The sequence below is a fragment of the Rhizobium sp. SVR5-9E genome, from assembly GCF_056755095.1.
In genome coordinates this window covers 1-20894 of sequence record NZ_JBNDHS010000097.1, presented here as the reverse complement: position 1 = coordinate 20894, position 20894 = coordinate 1, and the positions used below count along the sequence as shown (strand labels likewise).

Below are 20894 nucleotides of genomic sequence, written 5' to 3'. Positions count from 1 at the left end.
GACTAGTCGTCGGCAGCGTCAGATGTGTATAAGAGACAGCTCTTAAGGCAGCATGGAATAGGTCATGGCGCCGCTCGCATCGGCCTTCCAGACGTACATGGTGTAGTCCTCGTCCTTGCGGTCGCCCTTTTCGTCGAACTCAAGCTTGCCGATCACGGTGGGAATTGGCGCACTCATGTGCTTCAAGGCATCCGCCACCTTCTGCGGATCGAGGGAATTGCTTTGCGCAAATCCTGCCTTTAGGACCTCGAGCGCCGCAAACGAATACAGCGTATAGGCTTCCGGCTCGAACCCATCGCTCCTGAACGACGCCACGATGGCCTTCGCGGCAGGATTGAGACGAGGATCCGGCGCAAAAGTCATCAAAGTGCCCGCTGCAGCCTGGCCGGCAATCTGACCGAATTCGCTCGACGTGATACCATCGCCACCGATCAGGACCGCATGCAGCCCCTGATCCGCCGCCTGCCTTACGATCAGGCCGCCTTCGGTGTAGAGACCGCCAAAGTAGATGGTTTCCACACCCGCAGCCTTCATCTTCGAGATGATCGCGGAGAAGTCCTTGTCACCGACAGTGACCCCCTCGTCCATGACCTCGGTCATGCCGCCCGTATTGACCGTCCGCTTCACCTCATTGGAAATCCCTTCACCGTAGGCGGTCTTGTCGCTCAGGATTGCGAGCTTCTTGTCCTTGAGGTTTTTCAAGATGTAGTTACCGGCCACTGCACCCTGCTGGTCGTCACGTCCGCATACCCGGAACGTGTTCCAGAGTCCCTGCTCGGTGAACGTCGGATTGGTCGAACCGGGGGTGATCTGCAGGATGCCGTTCTCGGCATAGACCTGCGAGGCGGGGATCGATACGCCGGAATTGTAGTCGCCAATCACATATTGGACGCCATCGGAAACGAACTTGTTTGCGACGGAAATCCCCTGCTTCGGATCGGATGCATCGTCGCCGAGTTCGAGGACGATCTTGTCGCCGTTTATTCCGCCCGCCGCATTGATTTGCGCAACCGCCTTTTCCGCGCCCTTGCGGAACTGCTCGCCAACGGCAGCGTTCGGCCCGGTGAGAGGTGCTGCAACGCCGATGAGAATATCGGCATGCGCAGCGCTCGCTAAAATAAGCGACACACCCAGGGCCAGAGATATTGAAAGACTGCTATTCATAACGAGACTCCCGTCGTTAGGCCAACGGACTGTCTGTCGCTTTTGAGAATTTCGGCCGCGTTTCCAAACGTGGAAACTACGTTGCAACTGTAACCCCGAGCGCTGGTACTCCTCGGGAAAAGCACGAAAAAACATAGTGCCGGGATTTGCTCGCAGACGAGCGAAAAACCATCGACCGGATCCGAAGGCCGCCTAAACGGCACTGGCTTAGCGAAATTGCGCCCCGGCCGATTGCGAGTATGTCAGACGTTCGCGCGCGCGGCGAGCTTCAACTCATAAACGAATTTATCAGGGATTCAGCCGGCGCCCTTGGTTTAGGTGACGCCCATCCGACGACATGCCGCATTTGACCGGCCGCATCCTCGGGCGTCTCATAGGAGGCGGCTCGCCTCCCCTGCCCGCGGCACGCAGATTCGGTGGAGCGAGCAGGTCTCGTTCAAGACCAATCACCCGGCCAATGAACGACCGTCGGATGCAGCGATGCGCCCGCAAGCGCAAACGCCTCGATAAAAAGCTTAGCCAGCCTCTGAAGCAGCGGTTCTGCTGTTTCACGGTGGACAGGCGAAGCCGGCTCGGGTGGAACATCTCGAATATCCACGCGACCGTCCGTCCCGAACGTGACGATCATTCCATCGACCGTGACGATCCGGAGGTGATGGCCTCGAGCATGGGAACGCGCGGTGGGCTCGGTTTGCACGGTCGGCATGAAAATCTCCTGACTATGTCTCGGAGACAGATCTGGAACGCGGCTGTTACATTCCCGTCTTACAGACGGCAAATTCACCTACACCTGTAACCGAGGCCAAGCACATGATCCCGTGTTTCAGGGATTTGGATCGTGGTGGTAATGCTTCTGCTGGATTGGCCAAGCGAGCCGAGACAACAAACATCCACCCGGAAGCTCGTTTTCGGGTGTTTGCGGCAGCGAGGCGCGCGAAGGCAGCTGCCGTGAGCCTTGCGAACGAACGGTAATTGGCTTCACAGTCCATTCTCCCGAGTTCCTTTCTTCGGCGCCAGCAAAGCTCACCGAAATCGATCATGAGCACCGTCGCAGTTCGCCACAAAGCGGCCACCTCATGCTCACTGTTGATCAACGAGCGTTGGCGCTGTAGCTTCCGCTGCGAAATTTGGACAAACGACACAGGGAATAGATTTCTCATGCCAACGGGTACGGTTAAATTTTTCAACGACGACAAGGGCTTCGGCTTCATAACGCCTGATAGTGGTGGACAAGATGTATTTGTTCACGTGTCTGCTTTGCAACGCGGCGGTTCCCTCCGCGAAGGCGATAAGGTCAGCTTCGAGATCGGACAGGACCGCAAGACCGGAAAATCGAAGGCGGAGAACGTCTCGGTCCTCTGACTAGTGGATTTCCCAGCCTGCCTAAGGCAGGCTGGGCTCAGCATCACGATGTCGTTGCAGACCGACGTGATGGCGCCGAGATCTGTGAGCAGCCTTTTCGGGTGTAGGACCGCGTCATGGCCCGCGATCCTCACTTACTGCGTGACGCAGTGTGAGCCGATTCCATCTATCGCCAAGCAACATCGCTCGAGTGAGCACCCCCTGCTCTTAATGGGATGTGAACCATTGGCCCTGTTCTTACAGTATCTAGATGTAGCAGATTCTCTAGCCCAGGATGGACTTGGCCTGGCCGGAACGACTGGTTTGGGGCCGATGGCCGACCGTTCGCTGCTAGGACACCCACGCGGAAAGCGGACATCAGAGTTCTCGCCGTCAAGGTCTGGGATTGGCGCTCAAACCGGATATCGGAACTTTAATCCACATCCGCACTCCGGCATCGTACTGCCACCGAATGTATAGACTACGAAGCACCACTTGTTAATTCGAATGCGGTATCGCCGCGGTTGCCTCTGTCGGCGACGAGTTGCGTATTCGCACAAGACTATTCAACTGATGATCATATGCAGAATTATCGATCATCATTGGGGCCTGCCTGCGGTTGATGCGGATATGATGTGCTTCGAAGCTGTCGCAAAAGCGAGGTGACATTTGGATTGTCCGGCTGCAACCTCGCGAGTTGCTCCGCGAGCTTCAATGTTTCGTCGTGGCGTCCCAGTTTCATTCCAAGCGCGATCGCCGTACCGATGAGGTCGGCGTCGCGTGTTTGGTCGGCGATCGCTCCATCCAGAAGCGAGAATGCCTCTTCCGTTCGGCCAACCGAATCCAGACCGATTGCGAAAGTGATTCTATAGCGCGCGTTGTCCGGTTCGAGCCGAACCGCGGCTTCGAGCTCCCGAATGGCATCGGGCATGGCCTTCAGGCGCACCAGCGCGAGCGCGTGACCGTAGCGAAGCGCGGCGTTGTCCGGCAGGCCTTTGATAGCTGAGCGGTAGGCAAGCTCTGACTTTTCGCTCTGTCCGGCAACGCGATAGAATTCTGCAAGGTTGGCGTGGGAACCCGCGAGCGTTGGATCGAGGGCAATGGCGTTGAGAAAGGCACTCTCGGCCTGGTCCATCAGACCCTGTCTCGCCAGAAACAGCCCATATCGGGCTTGAGCTTCGGCACCGTCGGCATTTGCATTGGCATATGCTTCGAGATCGTCCGCAGCGACGCTGAATGCCTTGCGTGTGGCTTCGGGCAGTTCCGCAACCGCTCCCCCGAGAGCGGCTACCGCGGCTACCCGGATGGCCCGGATCTCGTCCCCGAGCAGAGTTGCGATTTCTTGCCATCCGAGTTCAGGAGGCAAGTTGACGGCGGCTTCCGCGGCCCCCAGCCGCACGATTGGATCGCTATCTTCCGCTGCCGACGTTACGTCCGCCGCTGCCGCCGGTCCGGCTAACCTCGTCAATTCGGCGACCGCACTCGCTCGCACAAAGCCGGACTGCTCGCGGTCTGCCAAAAATGCACGCAATGCATCGATCGAGCTTGGCTCGCCCTTGGCGGCCGCCGCGAATGCGTGGGTAACCGTCTGACGCTTGCGCCAATTCGTGCCGTACCATTGATCCATCTTTTCGGCGGCCCAGGCATTCGTCCTGTCACTGTGGCATGAGGTGCACGCATTGGGGATGCCGTAGGCTTCGGAAAGATCGGGACGTGGGATGACGAAGGAATGGTCGCGACGCGGATCGACCTTCATGTAGGTGCGTTGGGGCATATGACAGTTTACACACCGCGCGCCGGCCGATCCCTGAGGATGCCCAGTGTGGCTAATGGCATCGAACGTGCCTTTTGGGTCGAAGCTGGTGAACCTTGCAGAACCAGTCTCCGCGTGGCACCGCGTACACAAGCCGTTGCCCTCGGCGAGCAGCGTGCCTTCATGGGGTTGATGGCAGTCGACGCAGACGACGCCCGCCCGCGACATCTTGCTTTGCTGGAAGGAGCCGTATTCGAAGACCTCGTCGAGTATCTGCCCGTCCGGGAAATACAGGTCCGGGCGCATCAGCGCAGGAGAGAAATAGTCGAGGTAGGCTCTTCCAGGTTCGAACCCATCGCGTAGCTTGATCCTCCGTGAATGGCAGGCAAAGCAGGTGTCCATCTCCACCTTCGGCATCGCGACCGTTGACTGGGCGCTGGAGCCTATCGAGTTGCTTTTCGCCCAGTCAACATGACGAGCACCGCCGCCGTGACATGATTGGCATCCGATACTGGTCGCCACGTAAGAGGATCGATATGACCCTGTCGCGGCCTCGAAATTCGCACGCGGATCGGTGGAATGGCAGTCGATGCAGGTGCGGTTCCACCGGTAGAACAGGCCGGTCCAGTGGAATGTCGATCCCGGCTTGGACGGCTGCCCGTCTCCCAGCCAGAACCACTCTTGTTTCGCTGTATCCCAGGCGATGTCCAGTGCCTGCAGTCGTCCACCTCCGATGTCGACGAGATATTGCTGCAGCGGCTCGTAGCCGAACGTGTATTTGACTTCGAAGTCTCGCTGCTTGCCATCCGGCCCTTCGGTCCGAACGAAAAAGCGATCGTCTCGCTTGAAGAATTCGGCGTCGATTTCTCCGTGCTCGAAGCTGCTGTCGTTGAAATCGCCGCGAACCGTGATGTTGTCCGCAACGGCCATGGCCCTGGCATGATGGGACTTTGCAAAGGCGGCCGCCTGCTCGGCGTGACACGAAGTGCAGACCTTCTCGTCAACAAATCCTTCGTGAGAAGCGATAAGTGGGTCCGACGTCACCGGGCCGTTTTCTGCCTCCGCGCTTGTGAAGGGGCCGGTGATAGACGAGATCAGAATGGCCAAAAGCGCAAGTCCTACAATGGTGAACAATGTTCTGGTCACCGGTCACACGCCTCCCGCGGTCGTGATCAAATCCTATCGTTGCGGAAATACTTCCTTCCAGTCGCTCTTCATGTCGACCACGGTCCATCCGGTTATCGCCGCCGCATCGAGCGCCTTGTCGAGGCGGCCGAATTCAGTGTCACGGTCGTAGGCATATTCGCGATCCGTGTCGGTGTGATGGATCAGCACGCCGAGGCGTGCAGGCGCACCGCCCATCGTCGTCCATTGCAACATTTCGAGATCCCCATCGGAATTGCCGAAGGCTGCGATCGGCCGCCGGCCGATCTCCTGGTTGATTCCGACCGGCTTGCCGGCCTTGTCATCGATGAAATTGACTTCGGGCAGGCGGTACAGGGTTGGAGTGTCGTCCTGCATCCTGAACTCGGTCTTGATCGAGGAGCCGACGACCTGCTCCGGTGGAATGCCATAAGCTTTTTCCGCCCACGGCCTCATGAATTCCACGCCGCCGCCCGAAACGACAAAGGTCTTGAAGCCGTTGGCGCGCAGATATGCAAGAAGCTCGACCATCGGCTGATAGACGAGTTCGGTGTAAGGCCGCTTGAATCTGGGGTCGCGCGCGGTGGAAAGCCAGTCGGTCACGACTTTCTGGAAATCGCTGGTGGTCATTCCCGCATGGGTGACCATGACGAGTTCCAGAAGGCCCTTTTCGCCCGAGGCGGCCAGCGTCTTCATGTCGCCTTCGAGCGCTGCCTTGAACGGCTGCGTATCCTTCCATTCCGGATGCTGCGGAGCGAGCGCCTTCACGCGGTCGAGCGCGAAGGCGAGCTGGGTGTACATCGGATGCTCGACCCACAGGGTGCCGTCATTGTCGAACACAGCGATGCGCTCCGGTACCGGGACAAACTCCGGCGAACCCTCCTTTGTCACCTTCCCGACGAAGGCGACGATGGCCGCTTTAGGAGTCGTGTCGTTCCACGACGGCAGGGGATCGCTCTGGGCCTGCGCCGAAGCGACAAACAGAAACGCCGCCGCAACAGCCAGCGCTCCGTCGCGGGCCGGTTTGAAGAAACCTTGAATGGCGAACATTGGGCATCCTCCCAAGGGTTCTTGATGCGAGGGTCAGATAGACCGTCTAGCTAGAAGACGGCGGCCCGGATCCGGGCCGCCGTGCTCAAATCAATTGCCGGTTGGCAGCGTGATCGAGACGCCTTCCTTCGCGAGCTCGTCTCGTACCCACTGGAAGCGTTCGTAATCCGATAGCGTGATCGGGCCGTTGTAGGTCAGACTTTGGGGCTTGCGAGGCGGGTACTGCACGTAGGTCGCCATGATCTTCTTCAGTTCTTCGCCCATGACGACACCCATCCAGGTCCGCTCGGTGAAGTTGTTCATGAAAATGTCATAACGTTCCTGCGGGTCCTGCCACAGATCGAACACCTGAGGGACCGTGGCTACATATTTCTCGGCACCCTTCCACCCGAGGTTTGAATCGACCGCCAGGCCGCCCGTCTGGGCTCCGTCATCGCCACGGAGATTGAACACAAATTTGTAGTTGTTAACGCGTATCGCGCCGGGGGAAAGTTCGTTTTCGGTAAAGTAGAACCAGGATTTGCGTTCTGATTTTCCGGTGCCGAGCAGGATCGGCGAGAGGTCATAGCTGTCGAAGATGATGGGCTTGTCTTCGCGGTCCTTGTCGGGCAGCGGCACCCCGCCGACTGCGGCGAATGTCGCCATCAGGTCGAGGCCACCGACGATATCGTGATTCTTGGTTCGAGGTTTGACCTTGCCTGGCCATACTGCGATCGCAGGAACACGGTTGCCGCCCTCGCGCAGGGTGCCTTTGGTGCCGCGGAACGGGGTGTATCCGGCATCCGGATAGACGTCCTGCCATGCCCCGTTATCCGTCGTGTAGAAAACCAGCGTGTTCCGGTCCATTCCGGTTTCACGCAGTTTGTCCATGATCCGGCCAATCCGGGTGTCGAGTTCCACGATCGAGTCTGCGTACTTCGACTTCGACAGCGACTTGTGCTCGAATTCAGGCGCCGGCATGTTTGGCTGGTGCACCTTCATGAAGTTGACGTTGATAAAAAATGGTTCGTCCGGCGTCTTGGCGGCTTCATCGAGGAATTCGAGGGCCGCCTTCTCAATGTAACTGTCAAAGAACGGAATGCCGACGACGCCTTCCTTGCCGTCGATCAAGGGCGTGTCGACATATTGGCCGTTGATCTTGAAGTCTTCGGTCACCGGCCCGCCGGCTTTGCCGGAGAGGGCGCCTTTGGTCACTTTCTGGAACATCGCCCTTAGTGCCGGATCCATGTCCGGGAACCACGTCGGGTCGGCATAGGTGTAGGCATTCAGGTGATAAAGCCCGGCGTACTTCATTTCATCATAGCCCTGAGCGTTCGGCAGCGCATAGTCGGCCTCGCCGAGATGCCATTTGCCGGTGAAGTAGGTGTGGTAGCCGCCTCGCTTTAGCACCGATGCAAGCGTCCACTCGGCCGCCGGCAGGCCGCCGCCCTGGCCCTGGAAAGCAACCGTCGTCATGCCGCTGCGGTTTGGAATGCGCCCGGTCTGCATCGCTGCACGGCCGGGCGTGCAGCTCGGCTGGGCGTAGAAGGAAAAGAACGTCATTCCTTCGTCAGCCAGCTTGTCGATGTTCGGCGTCGGCATGCCACGGCCTTCGCCGCCGCCATAAGGGCCGAGATCGCCATAGCCTGTGTCATCGGACACGATGAAAAGGATATTGGGTTTTCGCATCTCCTGGGCGAGAGGTTCAGGGGTCGCCGCCCAGAATGTTGATGCGATCGTAAATGCGAAGAGACTGTAAATGCCAATGTTGCTCTTCATCTCATAACTCCTGTGTTGAAGCCAGAAAAGTGCGAAGATCGGGCGTTTCGCCCTTGTTGGCAGTCGTTTCATCGATTTGAGTGTATGATGACCCCGCCGCTTGCCTTCCCTTATGTCGCGGCGGGTAAGGCAAACATCATATGCTAAGGTTTTTGGGTTCTCGCGTCACGAATAGTGGAACGGCGCGCATTGATTCAGAAATGGTTTTGTGAGGCTCCTCTATCCGTCCTCCCAACGGACCATCGTCCAATATTAGCAATATAACATAAAAAGATCTTCGCTTCCAGATTGAGAGTGTTGCTGATGCCACAGTGGGTGAACAGCGAGGCTTCCTCGCAATTCTCTACGAACATAGGCCGTTACTAATATTATCCTTCGATATATTGTCCGCTTGGAGATTCGTAGGAACAGAAGGCGGAGGGGAACTGCCGAATGACCTGTTACCGGAGTTTCATGAGGGCACTGGCGCTGGCTGTGAGTTCGGCGCTCGTTTCGCAAGTCTGGGCGGCGGATATCGATAATGCAGCGCCGCCTCAAACCGCTTCCGATCCTGGCGGCTGGACGCTCAGCCTTGCGCCTTATTTCTGGGCTGGCAGCATCAACGGCGATGTTGGGGTTCGCGGACGACAGCCCATCGAGGTGGATGTGCCGTTTCGTGATATTTTCGACAATCTCCGCTTCGGAGGCATGATCGTCGGTGAGGCGCACAACGGAACCTGGGGCGTATTCGGCGACCTGATCTACCTGAAGCTGGAGGTGGAGAAGTCAGTGACACGAACGGTTGCGGGCGTCCCCCTCAACTTAGCCGGGACTCTCGAGACCAGCAGCCTGACCGGAACCCTGATGGGCGAATACCGTGTTGTTGCGCAGCCAGCGGTAACGGTGGATCTCATGGCGGGCGCCCGTCTCTGGAACGTCGACAACGAGGTCGACATTGCCCTTTCTGCGGGCGGGCCCCCGCTTGCCGCGTTAAGCGGCAGCGAGACAAACACCTGGGTCGACCCCATGGTTGGGGCGAAGGCACGTGTTGACCTATCGCCGTCCTGGTATTTGACCGGTTGGGGAATGATCGGCGGCTTTGGAGCAGCTTCCGACTTTGCATGGGATGTGCTGGCCGGCGTTGGTTATCAATGGAACCAGTCGTTCTCAGCGATCGGAGGCTATCGTGCCCTCGGTGTCGACTACAGCAACGACGGCTTCGACTTCGACGTAATCGAATACGGGCCAATTTTCGGGGTCGTGATCCGGTTCTGAAGCATAAGTTGTAAGGTGACTTCGCAGGCACATTGCCAGTAATTGACTGCCCGACCTGAGACATAGGTGACGTTTTGTACCGGAGACATGGGTAACACTTTCCGTTTTTGGCGGGAGGTGTTGATGCCGTGGAGAGAGACTTCGGTGATGGAGGAACGTCTGCGTTTTGTTGCCCGCCTTCTCGACGGAGAAATGAGCGATGTGTGCCGCCTTGAACCAACTCGAACCCTCGACCAACAATTTCGATTAGCTGGCATAAGGCGATATTATGGAACTTTCATGACGTCGCCGCCATGGTGCTGCTGATCCCGGCGGCCGGAGTATTGCCGCCAATTCTGATATAGCTATTGGGAACCTTGCCAATCGCAGCTTTTACCGCGCTGAACAATTCGGCTGTCCGGCCCGTTGCGTCGCGCAATGCGATCGTACGGAGACGAGCCATGATGAATTCCCTTAATGCTGCGTGGTTGAGAGGATATTGGAGCGGGCTGCCGACACGAGACGGTCAGGTAGCTTCACCCTTTATAGTATTGGCGATCAAAGTCTCAGCTTTGGAAAAGCGCGCCAGATGTTCGCTGGTAAGGACCGTCGCAGTCGTGATTGCCGCGGCAGGATGATGCGCGACTATCGTCCGTCCGCTGCTGTCTTCTCTCACCAGAACGCGCAGCGGTAGGTCCAGGGCCAGGGCTGGAGTTACGAGCATCAGCGGTGTGCCCACCTGCGGACTGCCGAAGATAACAACGACGGTCGGCGGCATGTTGAGCCCGGCTTCCGTAGCGGCGGCGCTGTGGTCGATACGCGCGAATATCTTTAAGCCGGCTTTCTCGAATGCATTGCTGAGGCGATCCAGCGTCGCAGAGAAATCATAGGCACTGGTCAGTTCAACTACGCTTGCGGCACGTTCACTCATTGGTGTGCTCCTTGAAGACCGGTGTAGACCCTATTTGTAAACCGATCGCCGTTGAAAACGAAATTACCCCATTTGGCGTTGAAGGCGGCCGTCGGCTTGGCGGCGATGATCTCATCAACAGATTTAACTTGGTGCTTCAGGGCGGCCACCCGATCGCGCACCGCGGTCAGCATGTCGCGGAATTCGATCAGCTGTGCGCGGGTCCCGACCGGACCATTTTGGGGGAAGAGGGACCGAGAGCCGACTTGACGAACCAAAGCCGCCATTGTGGAACGCCTGCGGATCCTTGGTGCTGCCCCCTCAGATGCAATCGACCTGTACCATATCGGCGTACCGCTCAGCGCCGATGGGTTTACATCGGACGAGCTTTACGCCGCGTTGAAAAATCTGGAGCAGGAGGGAGTCATTGAACTGATCAGGGGCAATAGGCTGCTCACAACGAACCCCTTGTGCTAATCCTATGGACGAACCCGCACGGAATGGGGCTGCTACGGCTTCGTAGGAGAGCGCCGGAATCACTCGCTGGTCAAATGCGATCCGGTGGAGCATCGATCGCAAAGATCATCCTCGATCGCGCTGCCAACCTTGCTGCCGATTTAATTGTAATCGGCGCTTACAGTCACTCCCGTCATCTCGAAATCGCCTTCGGCGGCACGAGCCGTTCCCTGCTCGCGCATGTACCGATCCCGTTGTTGATTGCGCACTAGCACTATATCTGCGGACGCAAGTCCCGTGTATCGACCGATACCGGTGCCAATCCAATGGAAACGACAGAGGAGCCGGATCCGAGTAGTATCGGACGAAAGGACACCCATCCGAAGTTTCTGATATTCGATAACGTTTGCACTTGAGTTGTCTCGCAAATCTTCCTCCCAGCCACGGAAGATCTCTGTTGACCCCTTCAATTTACTGGTCTGCTTCCCCACCCTCGGGCCTTGCGATGCATCTCAGTATCAAAAGCCCTGCGAATAACCAGGCTTCGAGCTGAATTTCAGTTAACGCTGCGACCGCCTAAAGCCGGGGAATGCGTGGAGACGGTCGGCCAAGCGGCGGGGTTGCAAGGGATGACACGTGCCGCACTTGCTGTACAGAGCGGTGGCGCCCGACATGACCGATACAGCGATCATGCCAACCCGACCCGGCGGCGCTGCGCATTGGCAGGGCGAGCGGCGGTACGTGAACAACCTCGCGCTGGATGATGCCGCCGACGCCGCAGCGTTCTACGGCCCGAAGCGTTACCGGCGCCTGGCGGCCAGGACAGTTCCGAGGGTCCGAAACCTCGCTCTTCATGAGCCTGTGAATGGTGCTGCTATCCGGGTCAGCGGGACCCGGCAGCCGCGATGATCCGGAGAATTTCAGATCGCGTATCGATCCCAGCGAACTCCTGAGCCAATACCGACGCGCGCGCACGGTAGCTCGGTTTTTCGAGAACGGTCCGGATCGCTTCCCGCAGCATCTCTGGCGACGGCTGGTTCGTCGCAAGATCAATCCCGACGCCGGACCATGCGACGCGCGCGTTCACGGCAGCCTTGTCTTCCGTAAGGCCCGCTGTGACAAGAGGAACGCTGAAGCTGATCGCCTGGTTGACGCTGCCATAACCGCCGTTGGTGACAAACACATCGGTCTTCGGCAGGATCCATTCGAACGGCAGATAACTTGCGAGGCGGGCATTGCCGGGAATTGGGCCAGGTATCGCGTCAATTGGCCGACCGCCCGCCGTGGCGACCACGAGCACGTCGCGCTCGTCGGCGAGTGCCTTCAGCGTCGGCGCAATCAAAAGATTAAGATCGTGATTGGCGACGGTGCCCTGCGTGACCAAAACGACCTTGCGCGAGCCATCCAATTCATGCGCCCAGGATGGTAGTGGCGCCTGATTTGGAATGATGGGCAGGGCGCCGACGAAGTTCACCGTGGCCGGCATGGCGCGCGGATACTCAAAACCCGGCACGGAAAGCTGCATGTCGACGTCTGCGAGATCCACCACGGATTCCAAGAGGGGCACGTGCACAGGTCCCAGGCCTAGTTCCCCGAGCACCTGATTTAACCGCAGGGCCAGCGGCTGATTGACGACGCGGTCGTAATCCCGTGCGATGATAGCGTATTCATCAAACTGCGCCTTGGTGACTGCAGGTGGAAGGCCAGAAAAAACCGGCGCACCGTCTTCACGGCGCGAGTGCAGAACCGACGTACCACAGACGACAATGGCAGGCCGGTTTGAACGCGGCCCAAGAAGCATCGGGAGTATGCCGAAAAACATGTCGTCCACAATGATGACGTCCGCTGGGGAGTCCCGCAGAACCTCGCCTATTCCCTCGTGCTGATGGCGGATGCTGTCGACAAATATGCGCTCCAAAGAGATGCGTAGCCATGCCGGCCCGGGGGGTGTGTTTTTGAGCTCCGGAGCCGCTGCGTGGATGTTCCCCGGATCAAAATCGACCTGTGCCGGCAACGGATGGAACTTTGCACCGATACCTTCGACGCGCTGGCGGAACCCGGTGCCCGTCAAGCCGGTGACCTCATGTCCTGCGGCGATCAAGATGCGCCCGATGGCAAGCAGCGGGTTGAAAAGGCCCGATGCGGGCGTCGAAGCGATAAGAATCTTCATGCTATCCTCAAGTTCTATTTCGACCAGCTCTCGCCGGTCTTGACGATGCGGGTTTCACCATCCTTCGCGATCCACACGATCTCACCCGAAGGCACAGAGGCGTGGAGACGAGCCGACCTGGCGTGGCGTGCGGCACGCAGTCCGCGCCCCGCCTACAGTCGACTTCCACGGCCGAGAGCGACCTGCCGCGGATGTTCGCGATTGCTTGCCTGAACTTGGGCGCGACCGTTTCAGCCTGGCGGTGCGGGCAACGGTGGGACGCGAGCGCGATCTATATGGCGGGGATGACGATACCGATCTTCACGGGTTTTCTGTTTCTGACCGGTAAGAGATGGCGCATCGGTAGCCTATCAAAAGAACCAAGAACGCGAATAAATCGTGTACTACGGCGGGATGAACAAGCCGCTGAATTTGAAAATCGATCGATCGACAAAGGCTTCGCTGTCAAAACAGATTCGCAAGGCGTTGACGAAAGCCATCGAAAGCGGCGTGCTGGGCCGTGGTCCTGGAGACGATCGTCGGCCCTATCGTTTTGCTTAGAATTTGTAGCCGAGCTGCACGCCTGCACGTGTCATGCCGTCATTTGGCCCATTGCAGAGGTTGGCGTGGGAGGAGTGGGCAACCTGAGCCATGACATTCCAGTGACTGTCGAAGCGATAGCCCGCGCCGACATACTCACGGAAGAGGACACGGCAGCCGAGTGCAGGGCCGTCGTCGTTGTGATCGAGTTCGCCGGTATGGATCAAACCGCCAAAACCAGCCTCGGCAAAAAGCTTCTCGGTAAAGTTGGCAGTCCAGGAAAAGCCGGTGAAGAACTGGGTCGCTTCACCCTCAGTTCCGATCGACGTGCCGAGGTGGATACGCGGGCGCACGAGCGTCTGCGTCCACGTCGTGGCGGAATCGGCACCGAACGGATCGAAAAAGACGGTGACTTCCGGAAAGATGCCGTCTTCCCGCTCGTGGCCGCCCTGGATCGATGCCGATGCGCCAAAACGCAATTCGTCGAAAAGCTGGTCCTGCGCGTAACCTGGACTTGCCAACACCGGCATTAGCAGCGCAGCCGCGAACACGCAGTTGGATTTCATTGATAGTCCTCCGCGGGCCGAATCTCACCGGTGCGCAACATGGAAGGTGCTCACAGCAAAGTAAAGGCTCGGGATGATTTCATCGCGGACGGACGCTGATGGGGGTGGCCATGCTGGGGCGATTGCCGGCGTCATCGGCAGCTTGGCGGCTTTGTGTGGCCTCATCTGAGCCGATTGCGATCGGTACGCTACCGCACCGGAACCTTATAAATGCTTTCAGTGTTCTAGCTGTTGGGATCGCGTGGCGTGGTTCGCTGATAGACCCCTTCCTTTGCCCTCACTGGAAAGTCGCGCGATCCTTTCTTCGTCAAACTGCCCCGCTTCGGCGGCGTCCTTTTTGTCCGTACGCTACCGGACGGGAACGGCCGCCTATCCTGAGCGTTTGGATGACGGCCGCGCGGTAGACTTCCTTACCTCAGCCGCCAGCGATGTCAGATTGCAGCTCTCATCCTGGCGCCGCGCGGCCACGTTTTCCCCGTGACCTGCCCCGCTTCGGCGGGGCTTTTTTTGGAACATTACGGAACCAGCCTTGTTTGGCGCACTTGGGGTGCGCGGTACTTCTTCTGTTCAAGCGGGTGGCACCTCTATCCGGGTGCCGTGGTCACGGTTCCCGAACACCCTCGGAAGTGGTCAATGACTGATCCTGCTCGATATTCCGGCAAGCCACCGAGGCGCACCTTGGGTGTGTGGATCCTGATAGCTCTCGCTGTCGCGCTGGCTTTTCTGCTTGCTTGGCTGTTCGGATGGTTGGGTCCGGGAGATTTGCGAGGGTCCGATAGCATATCAGTACCGTTGAGCTGGCTGGTCGCCGGTTCCAGCTGTCACTGGCGGTTAACGTAGTGCCAATTGATCATTGACGAGCTGGCCGACATGCAGCCGCGACGCCAGCCCATCCCCTGAGCGTATCTATCGCGATTGCATGAATCGCGAGCAATCACCTTAGGCGCATGCTCGAATTAGGGGTCGGAACAAGATGGGGTGGTTGCCGTCCTCCCCTAAACGGCATCGCAATGTGCCAAGATGATGCGGTGTAGACCACATAACGGAGAGGACGGCAGATGAAGGATACGATGATCGGGGTGGACCTGGCAAAGAATGTTTTCCAGCTACACGCAACGTCGATGGCGGGCCATGTGAAGTTTCGTAAGAAGCTGTCGCGCGGGCAGTTTTTCCGGTTCATGTCGGAGCAAGCGCCGGCGTTGGTAGTTATAGAGTCCTGCGGAAGCGCTCATTATTGGGCACGCGAATTGGCCAAGCTGGGGCATGAAGTTAAGCTGATCGCACCGCAATATGTGCGTCCGTTTGTGAAACGTCAGAAAAATGACGCCGCGGATGCCGAAGCAATCGTCATTGCTGCACGTCAACCCGAGATGCGCTTTGTCCCTTCCAAGACAGCGGATCAGCAGGCCCGGGCGGTCTTATTTCGGGCACGGGAACGCGCAGTCCGCCAGAGAACAGAACTGGTGAACGCTTTGCGCGCTGTTCTCTACGAATATGGGCAGGTCATTCCGCTAGGGATAGGTCACGTCAAGCGTATAGAAGCGATTATCGAGGATGTCGAAATCGACCTTCCTGAGCTTGTGAGGGAAGAATGCCGCGACCTTCTTGCTCAGATCAGCGAGAAGACGACCCGGATCGACGAAAAGGCTAAGAAGCTCGCGGAACTGTCCCGGCAGAGCGATATCGCCCGCCGGCTTCAGACGATGCCGGGTGTGGGTCCACTGATCGCGCTAGCCGTCGAAGCTTTCGCACCGGCGATGGAAAACTTCCGGAGCGGCCGAGATTTTGCCGCTTGGCTCGGCTTGGTTCCCCGGCAATTCTCGTCGGGCGGAAAGGAACGGCTCGGTCGTGTGTCAAAAGCCGGGCAGGCGGATATTCGCAGACTCCTGATTATCGGGGCGATGACGCGCGTCAGGTGGGCGAGCCGCAAACCGCCTGTACAGGGATCATGGCTTTCGCGAATGCTCGGGAAGAAGCCGAGGATGTTGGTGGCGATCGCACTGGCGAATAAAATGGCTCGGAAAATATGGGCCATGCTGACGAAGCAGCAAGATTATCGAATCCCGGCCTTGGCCGTGGCGGCGCAATAGCAACCGATCGCGAATAGCCAGCCTGTACTGGCAAGTAGGTGTGAGAAGTCGATGACCTGAATGGGCGCATGATCGAACCGATCCGGATAGGGATAACCAGTAACTGCTCTGGAGCTTATAGCCCGGGAACAAGATTTGGACCCGATCCGCGGATCACCATACCGGCCAGCGGTCTCTCGAAATGCCGCAATCAAAGGCCTGACAGAAGACCGCACTCGATCACACGTCAAAAAGGCCAGAAACTACTTGCGCAACGGACGGCAACCACAGAAGAGCTGTTCAAAATCGTACGTTAAGGTCGAACAAAGTGCGAATTACGCGGCGCGGGCCCTGGCTGGCGCGAGGCTGGATTCCGCTTTCGACTGACATCCTCATCATGCTGGCCCCCGTAGAAAATCCTGAGGCCATCGAGGGCTGGCTTGTCGACGAGGGGGAACAGCGGACTGTGATCGGTTGCATCGTTCTCAACCGCATGCTGGCGTGTGGACGTCCGGCGTCAAGTCAGGCAGGTATAACCGACTACATCAAAGATCGAAATGCGCTAGATTTCATATCCGCGCACCAACGCCCGTCGGGCCTTTTCTGACGTCCGCTTCGCACTCGCGATGACCGCCTCCGCCCCGGTTCTTCTTCTGGAGATCGCCGGCTGAGCCGGCGATCTCCATTTTGAGGCGACTATACGCAGGAAATGTGGTACGCGCGACCGACATCCGAATATCCCTCCTGTCCGCCCCGCGTCCTGCCTCGATTTACATCTTCGTCGGATTGATGATAGCAGCGTTGAGGTCCTCATATGGCTCGCAGTCGGTGCCGCAGATCGTCTTGATGATGCCTAGCTGTTCTTTGGCAAGGTCGACGCGGCCTTTGATGACATAGGCTTCGCCGAGATATTCACGAACCTGCGCATAGTTCGGATGATGACGCAGCCCATGATCGATATCTATACCGTCTGCATCAACCGGAATCGGGGAAAGCGACAGACATGCCAGTTCAAGCCCTTTCCTTGTCCATGGAAATCCCGGGTTCTCGAACCACGCGGCATGCGCGGCGAGACCGAGAACGTTGAGCCCAAGACCGAGCCCTGCCCCGAACCCTCCCGTAATGATCACCTGCGATGGTGAGCAATTGATGCCGCGGGCGACGGCCAGATATGCCTCGATTTCCCGCCTCAGCGCAAGCTCGCCGCGGGGGTCAGGATAAAAAGGAGGAGCGCTCGCCTCTGCACGGACGGCATGGGCGCGGATGCGTGCGAACAGTGTTGCCGGGAAGGTCTCGGTTGCCGGCACTCCCATCTGGAAGAACGCAGGCCCCTGCGTCATTTCCAGATAAGTCTCCAGGAACGAGCCTGCATCTGGCGGCGGCTCCTTCTTGCTCACGGCGCGAGGGCGTTGGGCGACTCGGCTTCCCGTGGTGCGCGAGGCCTCGATCAACTGGGCGGCGGCAAGCTTCTCATAGGCGGTCCGCACCGTTCCGCGCGCGACGCCGAGTTGGACAGAAAGATCCTGCCACGATGGAAGCCGTGCGCCGGGCTCCAGCACGCCATCTTCGATGGCTTTGGCGACACCCCTTCGACGTTCAAGTTGAGCGGCTTGTTCATGCGGCCATGGTACACGATTTATTCGCGTTCTTGGTTCTTTTCTCTGGCTCAGAGAATCCGCATCTTCGGTGCGTCTCACAAGGAGAAAAACCATGGATATCCGCATCATTGCCGCTGCCGTCATGGCCGCGCTTGCCTCGACATTTGCCGCACCTGCCCCGGCTCTTGCTGGCCCAACCGAAACGGTCACAGCCAAGTTCGATCAGGTTATTGCCAACATCCCCGGCAAGTCGCTCCGAGTCGTGGAAGTCGACTATGCGCCCGGTGCCGCTTCCCTGCCGCACACCCACGCGAAGTCCGCCTTCATCTATGCCTATGTGCTGTCCGGCGAGATCGAGTCGAAGGTGAATGGCGGTGCGACCCGCATCTACAAGGCCGGCGAGAGCTGGTTCGAACCGCCGGGCGCGACCCATTCGATCAGCCGCAATGCGAGCAAGACCGAGCCCGCGAAACTGCTTGCTGTCTTCGTTGTCGACTCCGACGACAAGAAGCTCACCACTCCCGTCAAGTGAAGGACGAACTGAACGAGGACCAAGAGGCTCGATTACAATCAAATCGCTCCCAACGGGGCCAAGGCGCTCGGCGGCGTCTATGGCTATGTCATGCAGAGCGGTCTGCCTAGCGAACTGGTAGATCTCGTCTATCTGCGGGTCTCGCAGATCAACAATTGCGCCTATTGCCTCGATATGCACACTCGCGACCTGATCAAGAGGGGCGTGAAGATCGAGAAACTCGCGCTGGTTCAGGCTTGGAAAGAAGGTGGAAATCTCTTCAGCGAGACCGAGCGGGCCGCGCTGCCTGGGCAGAGACCGTGACTCTCGTCGCCGAGAGCGGCGTGCCCGACAGCGCCTACTCCGCCGCGCGAGAGGTTTTCGATGAAAAGCAACTCGTCGATCTGACGATCGCGATCAGCCTGATGAACAGCTATAATCGGATGGCCATCAGCTTCCGCAATACGCCGCAGGCTGTGCTGGAACATTGATGGCGTGCGGAGCATGACCGTCGTTGAGATTTCCGGAATACGAATCCTCGACAGCAAGCCTGCCTGCGAGGCAGCTCAGTTCATCAGGGATGCGGAGATGCGGGACTCCCGGCGAACTCGCGACGAATGCAGCAACAGCTAACAATCGGGGATAGACCATGCTTGAGAAAATATCGGGAACGAGCATCCCAGACAGCAAAATCGCACGCGAGGTGACCGAATTCATTCGCCATACCGAGAGCGATCTGCTCTTCCATCATTCGGTCCGGGTCTACTTTTGGGGAGCCATGACGGGAAATCGCAGTGGCATGACCTTCGACCCGGAACTGCTCTACACAGCCGCCATGTTCCACGACATCGGCCTCACCGCGCGCTACGAAAACAGTCAGTTGCGCTTCGAAGTAGACGGCGCGAACGCCGCGCGGGACTTCCTGCGGGCGCGCGGCATTTCCGACAGCGACATCGAGATCGTCTGGAACGCTGTCGCCCTCCACACCACGCCCGGCATACCGGAATTCATGCGCCCGGAGATCGCACTAGTGCAGGCGGGTGCTGGTATGGACGTTGCCGGCAGGGGCTACGAGGAATTCACCGACGCGCAGCGCGAGGCCGTCATCGCCGCCTTTCCGCGGGAGGCCGACTTCAAGCACGGCATCATCGATGCTTTCTACCACGGCATGAAGCACCGGCCGCACAGCACCTTCGGCACCTTCAACGACGACGTGCTCGCGTTCAAGGATCCGGAATTTCGGCGGGTCGATATGTGCAGCGTCATCCTTGGCTCGCGTTGGGAAAGTTGAACCTAATTTCCGTCTTCTGGGGAGGTGAGCACCTTCCAGGGATCAGGACCAATGACCCCATCGTTACAAACTTCCTGTTCATTTTCTAGACAATCGAATATCTTGGCATGGTTCGAATCACCGATTGGGCCGTGTGCTGCCGGCAGCTAGCCTCGCAAGCAAGATACCGGACGTTTTTGGGCACTGCAGCGGCATAACAGTCAAATCGAACGGCTGTCATATGTCCAATGCAGCAAAGCCTGGCGCTGACGCGGCCGGCACCAGCAATCCCCAGGCTCGCAGGCTCGACGAAGCTGAGCGAGACGGCGGCGAATAGCTTTCCAACGGGCGATCTGTCGCTCGTCCTCGCCGGGCATGCGACGACCTTGGTGGTAACGGCAGTACCACTGGATCCAGCCACGCGGATCGTCGGGATGTATCCATCCCTTAGCTCGCCAGACGCTGAGCGGTTGGCTGGCGTCGACACCGAACCAATTAAGTGACGGATCTTTTCGCAGCGACGACAGCCGGGCCTCTGCAAACCAGCTGTTGGGGAATTCGTCGCGACAATCGGTCATGTACTTGCCGCCGAACACCCCGAGCGCTAGCATCTCGGCGGGTGTCAAGTCTGGCCGGAAATCGGGATGAAAGTTACGGCCGATTGGCGCAACGAGAGCGTACCGGTAGCCTTGCTGCATCCGGTCATTCACGACGACCCACCGGGGTCTCATCGGGCACCCTGCGACAGTGGTTTCGAGCGGTTGCGCCGCCAGATGGACAAGTTAAGTGCCGCCGCGAAACTCACCCACGCCAGGTAAGGAACAAGTAGCAAGGCGGCAGCCGCATTCACGGGGTGAAACATAGTAATCGTCGCCAGGATCGCAACCCAAAGTGCCATGATCTCCACCACGGCCAGCCCGGGTCGGTGAAGTCCAAAAAAGATCGGCGTCCACGCAGCATTGAGCAGAAGCTGGACTGCATAGACGCTAAGCGGCAGTGCTGCTCCGGCAACGCCTGCCTCTAGCCATACGAGCCAGCCCGACAGTCCGATCGATGCATAGAGAACTGTCCAGACCGGGGCGAACAGCCAATCGGGCGGGCGCCATCTTGGCTTGTCGAGCTGCTTGTACCAGTCGCCTGGCCTAAAGATCACGCCGGTAGCCGCCGCAGCGAAGCTCGCGACCTCGAAGGCGATCAACACAAGCAGGGAATACATGTCCATCCGGCAAAAGATGGAGGGAACCGCCGACGAGGCAAGCGGGTCCCTCCAAGGTCCCTATCGGTTATGGCCGGCAGCGAACTCGCTGGAGCCCATTGCAGAAAACAGGGGGATGATCTGCCAGGCTGCCGATAGCCCTACCAGCAGGTAAACGATCCGGGCGA

20 protein-coding genes and 3 pseudogenes are annotated in these 20894 nt (G+C 58.6%); 9 read left to right on the top strand and 14 right to left on the bottom strand.

Going from position 1 to position 20894, the window contains the following annotated elements:
- Positions 1-42 precede the first annotated feature (42 nt).
- A complete protein-coding gene (locus ACPYOJ_RS28640; RefSeq protein ID WP_481419263.1) occupies positions 43-1164 on the bottom strand; it encodes a branched-chain amino acid ABC transporter substrate-binding protein in 1122 nt (373 codons plus the stop codon).
- Between the two features lie 436 nt (positions 1165-1600).
- Positions 1601-1870 (bottom strand): hypothetical protein, encoded by a 270-nt coding sequence (locus ACPYOJ_RS28635; protein WP_481419262.1) that lies wholly within the window; start codon positions 1868-1870, stop codon positions 1601-1603.
- Positions 1871-2322: 452 nt separating this feature from the next.
- On the opposite strand from ACPYOJ_RS28635, the gene ACPYOJ_RS28630 reads away from it, so the two are divergent.
- On the top strand, positions 2323-2526 hold the full coding sequence (locus tag ACPYOJ_RS28630) for a cold-shock protein (protein ID WP_481419266.1): 204 nt from the start codon (positions 2323-2325) through the stop codon (positions 2524-2526).
- A 568-nt stretch (positions 2527-3094) separates the two neighbouring features.
- On the opposite strand, the gene ACPYOJ_RS28625 is transcribed toward ACPYOJ_RS28630, so the two are convergent.
- The 3 genes from ACPYOJ_RS28625 to ACPYOJ_RS28615 all read right to left on the bottom strand — a co-directional run bounded on the left by ACPYOJ_RS28625 (position 3095) and on the right by ACPYOJ_RS28615 (position 8119).
- Positions 3095-5404 (bottom strand): multiheme c-type cytochrome, encoded by a 2310-nt coding sequence (locus tag ACPYOJ_RS28625; protein WP_481419261.1) that lies wholly within the window; start codon positions 5402-5404, stop codon positions 3095-3097.
- Positions 5405-5437: 33 nt separating this feature from the next.
- The gene (locus ACPYOJ_RS28620; protein WP_481419260.1) at positions 5438-6451 is read right to left on the bottom strand and encodes an HAD family hydrolase; all 1014 of its coding nucleotides are present in this window, start codon (positions 6449-6451) and stop codon (positions 5438-5440) included.
- Between the two features lie 90 nt (positions 6452-6541).
- Positions 6542-8119, bottom strand: coding sequence for an arylsulfatase (locus tag ACPYOJ_RS28615; protein ID WP_481419265.1), 1578 nt, complete (start codon positions 8117-8119; stop codon positions 6542-6544).
- Positions 8120-8662: 543 nt separating this feature from the next.
- On the opposite strand from ACPYOJ_RS28615, the gene ACPYOJ_RS28610 reads away from it, so the two are divergent.
- Positions 8663-9463 (top strand): hypothetical protein, encoded by an 801-nt coding sequence (locus tag ACPYOJ_RS28610; RefSeq protein WP_481419259.1) that lies wholly within the window; start codon positions 8663-8665, stop codon positions 9461-9463.
- A 277-nt stretch (positions 9464-9740) separates the two neighbouring features.
- On the opposite strand, the gene ACPYOJ_RS28605 is transcribed toward ACPYOJ_RS28610, so the two are convergent.
- From ACPYOJ_RS28605 to ACPYOJ_RS28595, 3 genes are all read right to left on the bottom strand, one after another.
- Positions 9741-9905, bottom strand: coding sequence for a hypothetical protein (locus tag ACPYOJ_RS28605; RefSeq protein ID WP_481419267.1), 165 nt, complete (start codon positions 9903-9905; stop codon positions 9741-9743).
- 63 nt (positions 9906-9968) lie between these two features.
- Positions 9969-10373, bottom strand: a complete 405-nt coding sequence (locus tag ACPYOJ_RS28600) for a DUF302 domain-containing protein (RefSeq protein WP_481419258.1) — start codon at positions 10371-10373, stop codon at positions 9969-9971.
- Positions 10370-10639 (bottom strand): hypothetical protein, encoded by a 270-nt coding sequence (locus tag ACPYOJ_RS28595; RefSeq protein WP_481419257.1) that lies wholly within the window; start codon positions 10637-10639, stop codon positions 10370-10372. Before ACPYOJ_RS28595 ends, ACPYOJ_RS28600 begins: the two co-directional genes overlap by 4 nt.
- A 264-nt stretch (positions 10640-10903) precedes the next feature.
- On the opposite strand from ACPYOJ_RS28595, the gene ACPYOJ_RS28590 reads away from it, so the two are divergent.
- The gene (locus tag ACPYOJ_RS28590; protein ID WP_481419256.1) at positions 10904-11080 is read left to right on the top strand and encodes a universal stress protein; all 177 of its coding nucleotides are present in this window, start codon (positions 10904-10906) and stop codon (positions 11078-11080) included.
- 400 nt (positions 11081-11480) lie between these two features.
- Positions 11481-11717 carry a hypothetical protein gene (locus tag ACPYOJ_RS28585; protein WP_481419255.1) on the top strand — a complete coding sequence of 79 codons (237 nt, stop codon included), beginning with the start codon at positions 11481-11483 and terminating at the stop codon, positions 11715-11717.
- On the opposite strand, the gene ACPYOJ_RS28580 is transcribed toward ACPYOJ_RS28585, so the two are convergent.
- Positions 11692-12978, bottom strand: coding sequence for a glycosyltransferase (locus ACPYOJ_RS28580; protein ID WP_481419254.1), 1287 nt, complete (start codon positions 12976-12978; stop codon positions 11692-11694). The genes ACPYOJ_RS28585 and ACPYOJ_RS28580 overlap by 26 nt on opposite strands.
- 378 nt (positions 12979-13356) lie before the next feature.
- Here ACPYOJ_RS28580 and ACPYOJ_RS28575 point away from each other — a divergent pair, with 378 nt between their 5' ends.
- Positions 13357-13518, top strand: a complete 162-nt coding sequence (locus ACPYOJ_RS28575) for a hypothetical protein (RefSeq protein WP_481419253.1) — start codon at positions 13357-13359, stop codon at positions 13516-13518.
- Here the strand turns inward: ACPYOJ_RS28575 and ACPYOJ_RS28570 are convergent.
- Positions 13515-14027: an acyloxyacyl hydrolase gene (locus ACPYOJ_RS28570; protein ID WP_481419264.1), complete on the bottom strand. Its 513-nt coding sequence runs from the start codon at positions 14025-14027 to the stop codon at positions 13515-13517. The genes ACPYOJ_RS28575 and ACPYOJ_RS28570 overlap by 4 nt on opposite strands.
- A 1094-nt stretch (positions 14028-15121) precedes the next feature.
- Between ACPYOJ_RS28570 and ACPYOJ_RS28565 the strand changes: the two genes are divergently transcribed.
- Positions 15122-16153 (top strand): IS110 family RNA-guided transposase, encoded by a 1032-nt coding sequence (locus ACPYOJ_RS28565; protein ID WP_481419252.1) that lies wholly within the window; start codon positions 15122-15124, stop codon positions 16151-16153.
- 908 nt (positions 16154-17061) lie between these two features.
- On the opposite strand, the pseudogene ACPYOJ_RS28560 reads toward ACPYOJ_RS28565, so the two are convergent.
- Positions 17062-17724 (bottom strand): annotated as a pseudogene (locus ACPYOJ_RS28560) (aminotransferase class I/II-fold pyridoxal phosphate-dependent enzyme); the annotation flags it as partial.
- A 118-nt stretch (positions 17725-17842) separates the two neighbouring features.
- Here ACPYOJ_RS28560 and ACPYOJ_RS28555 point away from each other — a divergent pair.
- The 3 genes and pseudogenes from ACPYOJ_RS28555 to ACPYOJ_RS28545 all read left to right on the top strand — a co-directional run bounded on the left by ACPYOJ_RS28555 (position 17843) and on the right by ACPYOJ_RS28545 (position 19532).
- Positions 17843-18262 (top strand): cupin domain-containing protein, encoded by a 420-nt coding sequence (locus tag ACPYOJ_RS28555; protein WP_481419251.1) that lies wholly within the window; start codon positions 17843-17845, stop codon positions 18260-18262.
- A gap of 42 nt (positions 18263-18304) precedes the next feature.
- Positions 18305-18732 (top strand): annotated as a pseudogene (locus ACPYOJ_RS28550) (carboxymuconolactone decarboxylase family protein).
- A gap of 158 nt (positions 18733-18890) precedes the next feature.
- Entirely contained in the window at positions 18891-19532 is a 642-nt protein-coding gene (locus ACPYOJ_RS28545; RefSeq protein ID WP_481419250.1) for an HD domain-containing protein, read from the top strand.
- 200 nt (positions 19533-19732) lie between these two features.
- On the opposite strand, the gene ACPYOJ_RS28540 is transcribed toward ACPYOJ_RS28545, so the two are convergent.
- The 3 genes and pseudogenes from ACPYOJ_RS28540 to ACPYOJ_RS28530 form a co-directional block, all read right to left on the bottom strand.
- Positions 19733-20242 (bottom strand): hypothetical protein, encoded by a 510-nt coding sequence (locus ACPYOJ_RS28540; protein ID WP_481419249.1) that lies wholly within the window; start codon positions 20240-20242, stop codon positions 19733-19735.
- Entirely contained in the window at positions 20239-20727 is a 489-nt protein-coding gene (locus ACPYOJ_RS28535) for a TspO/MBR family protein (RefSeq protein WP_481419248.1), read from the bottom strand. Before ACPYOJ_RS28535 ends, ACPYOJ_RS28540 begins: the two co-directional genes overlap by 4 nt.
- Positions 20728-20787: 60 nt before the next feature.
- Positions 20788-20894, bottom strand: a pseudogene (locus ACPYOJ_RS28530) (DUF378 domain-containing protein); the annotation flags it as partial.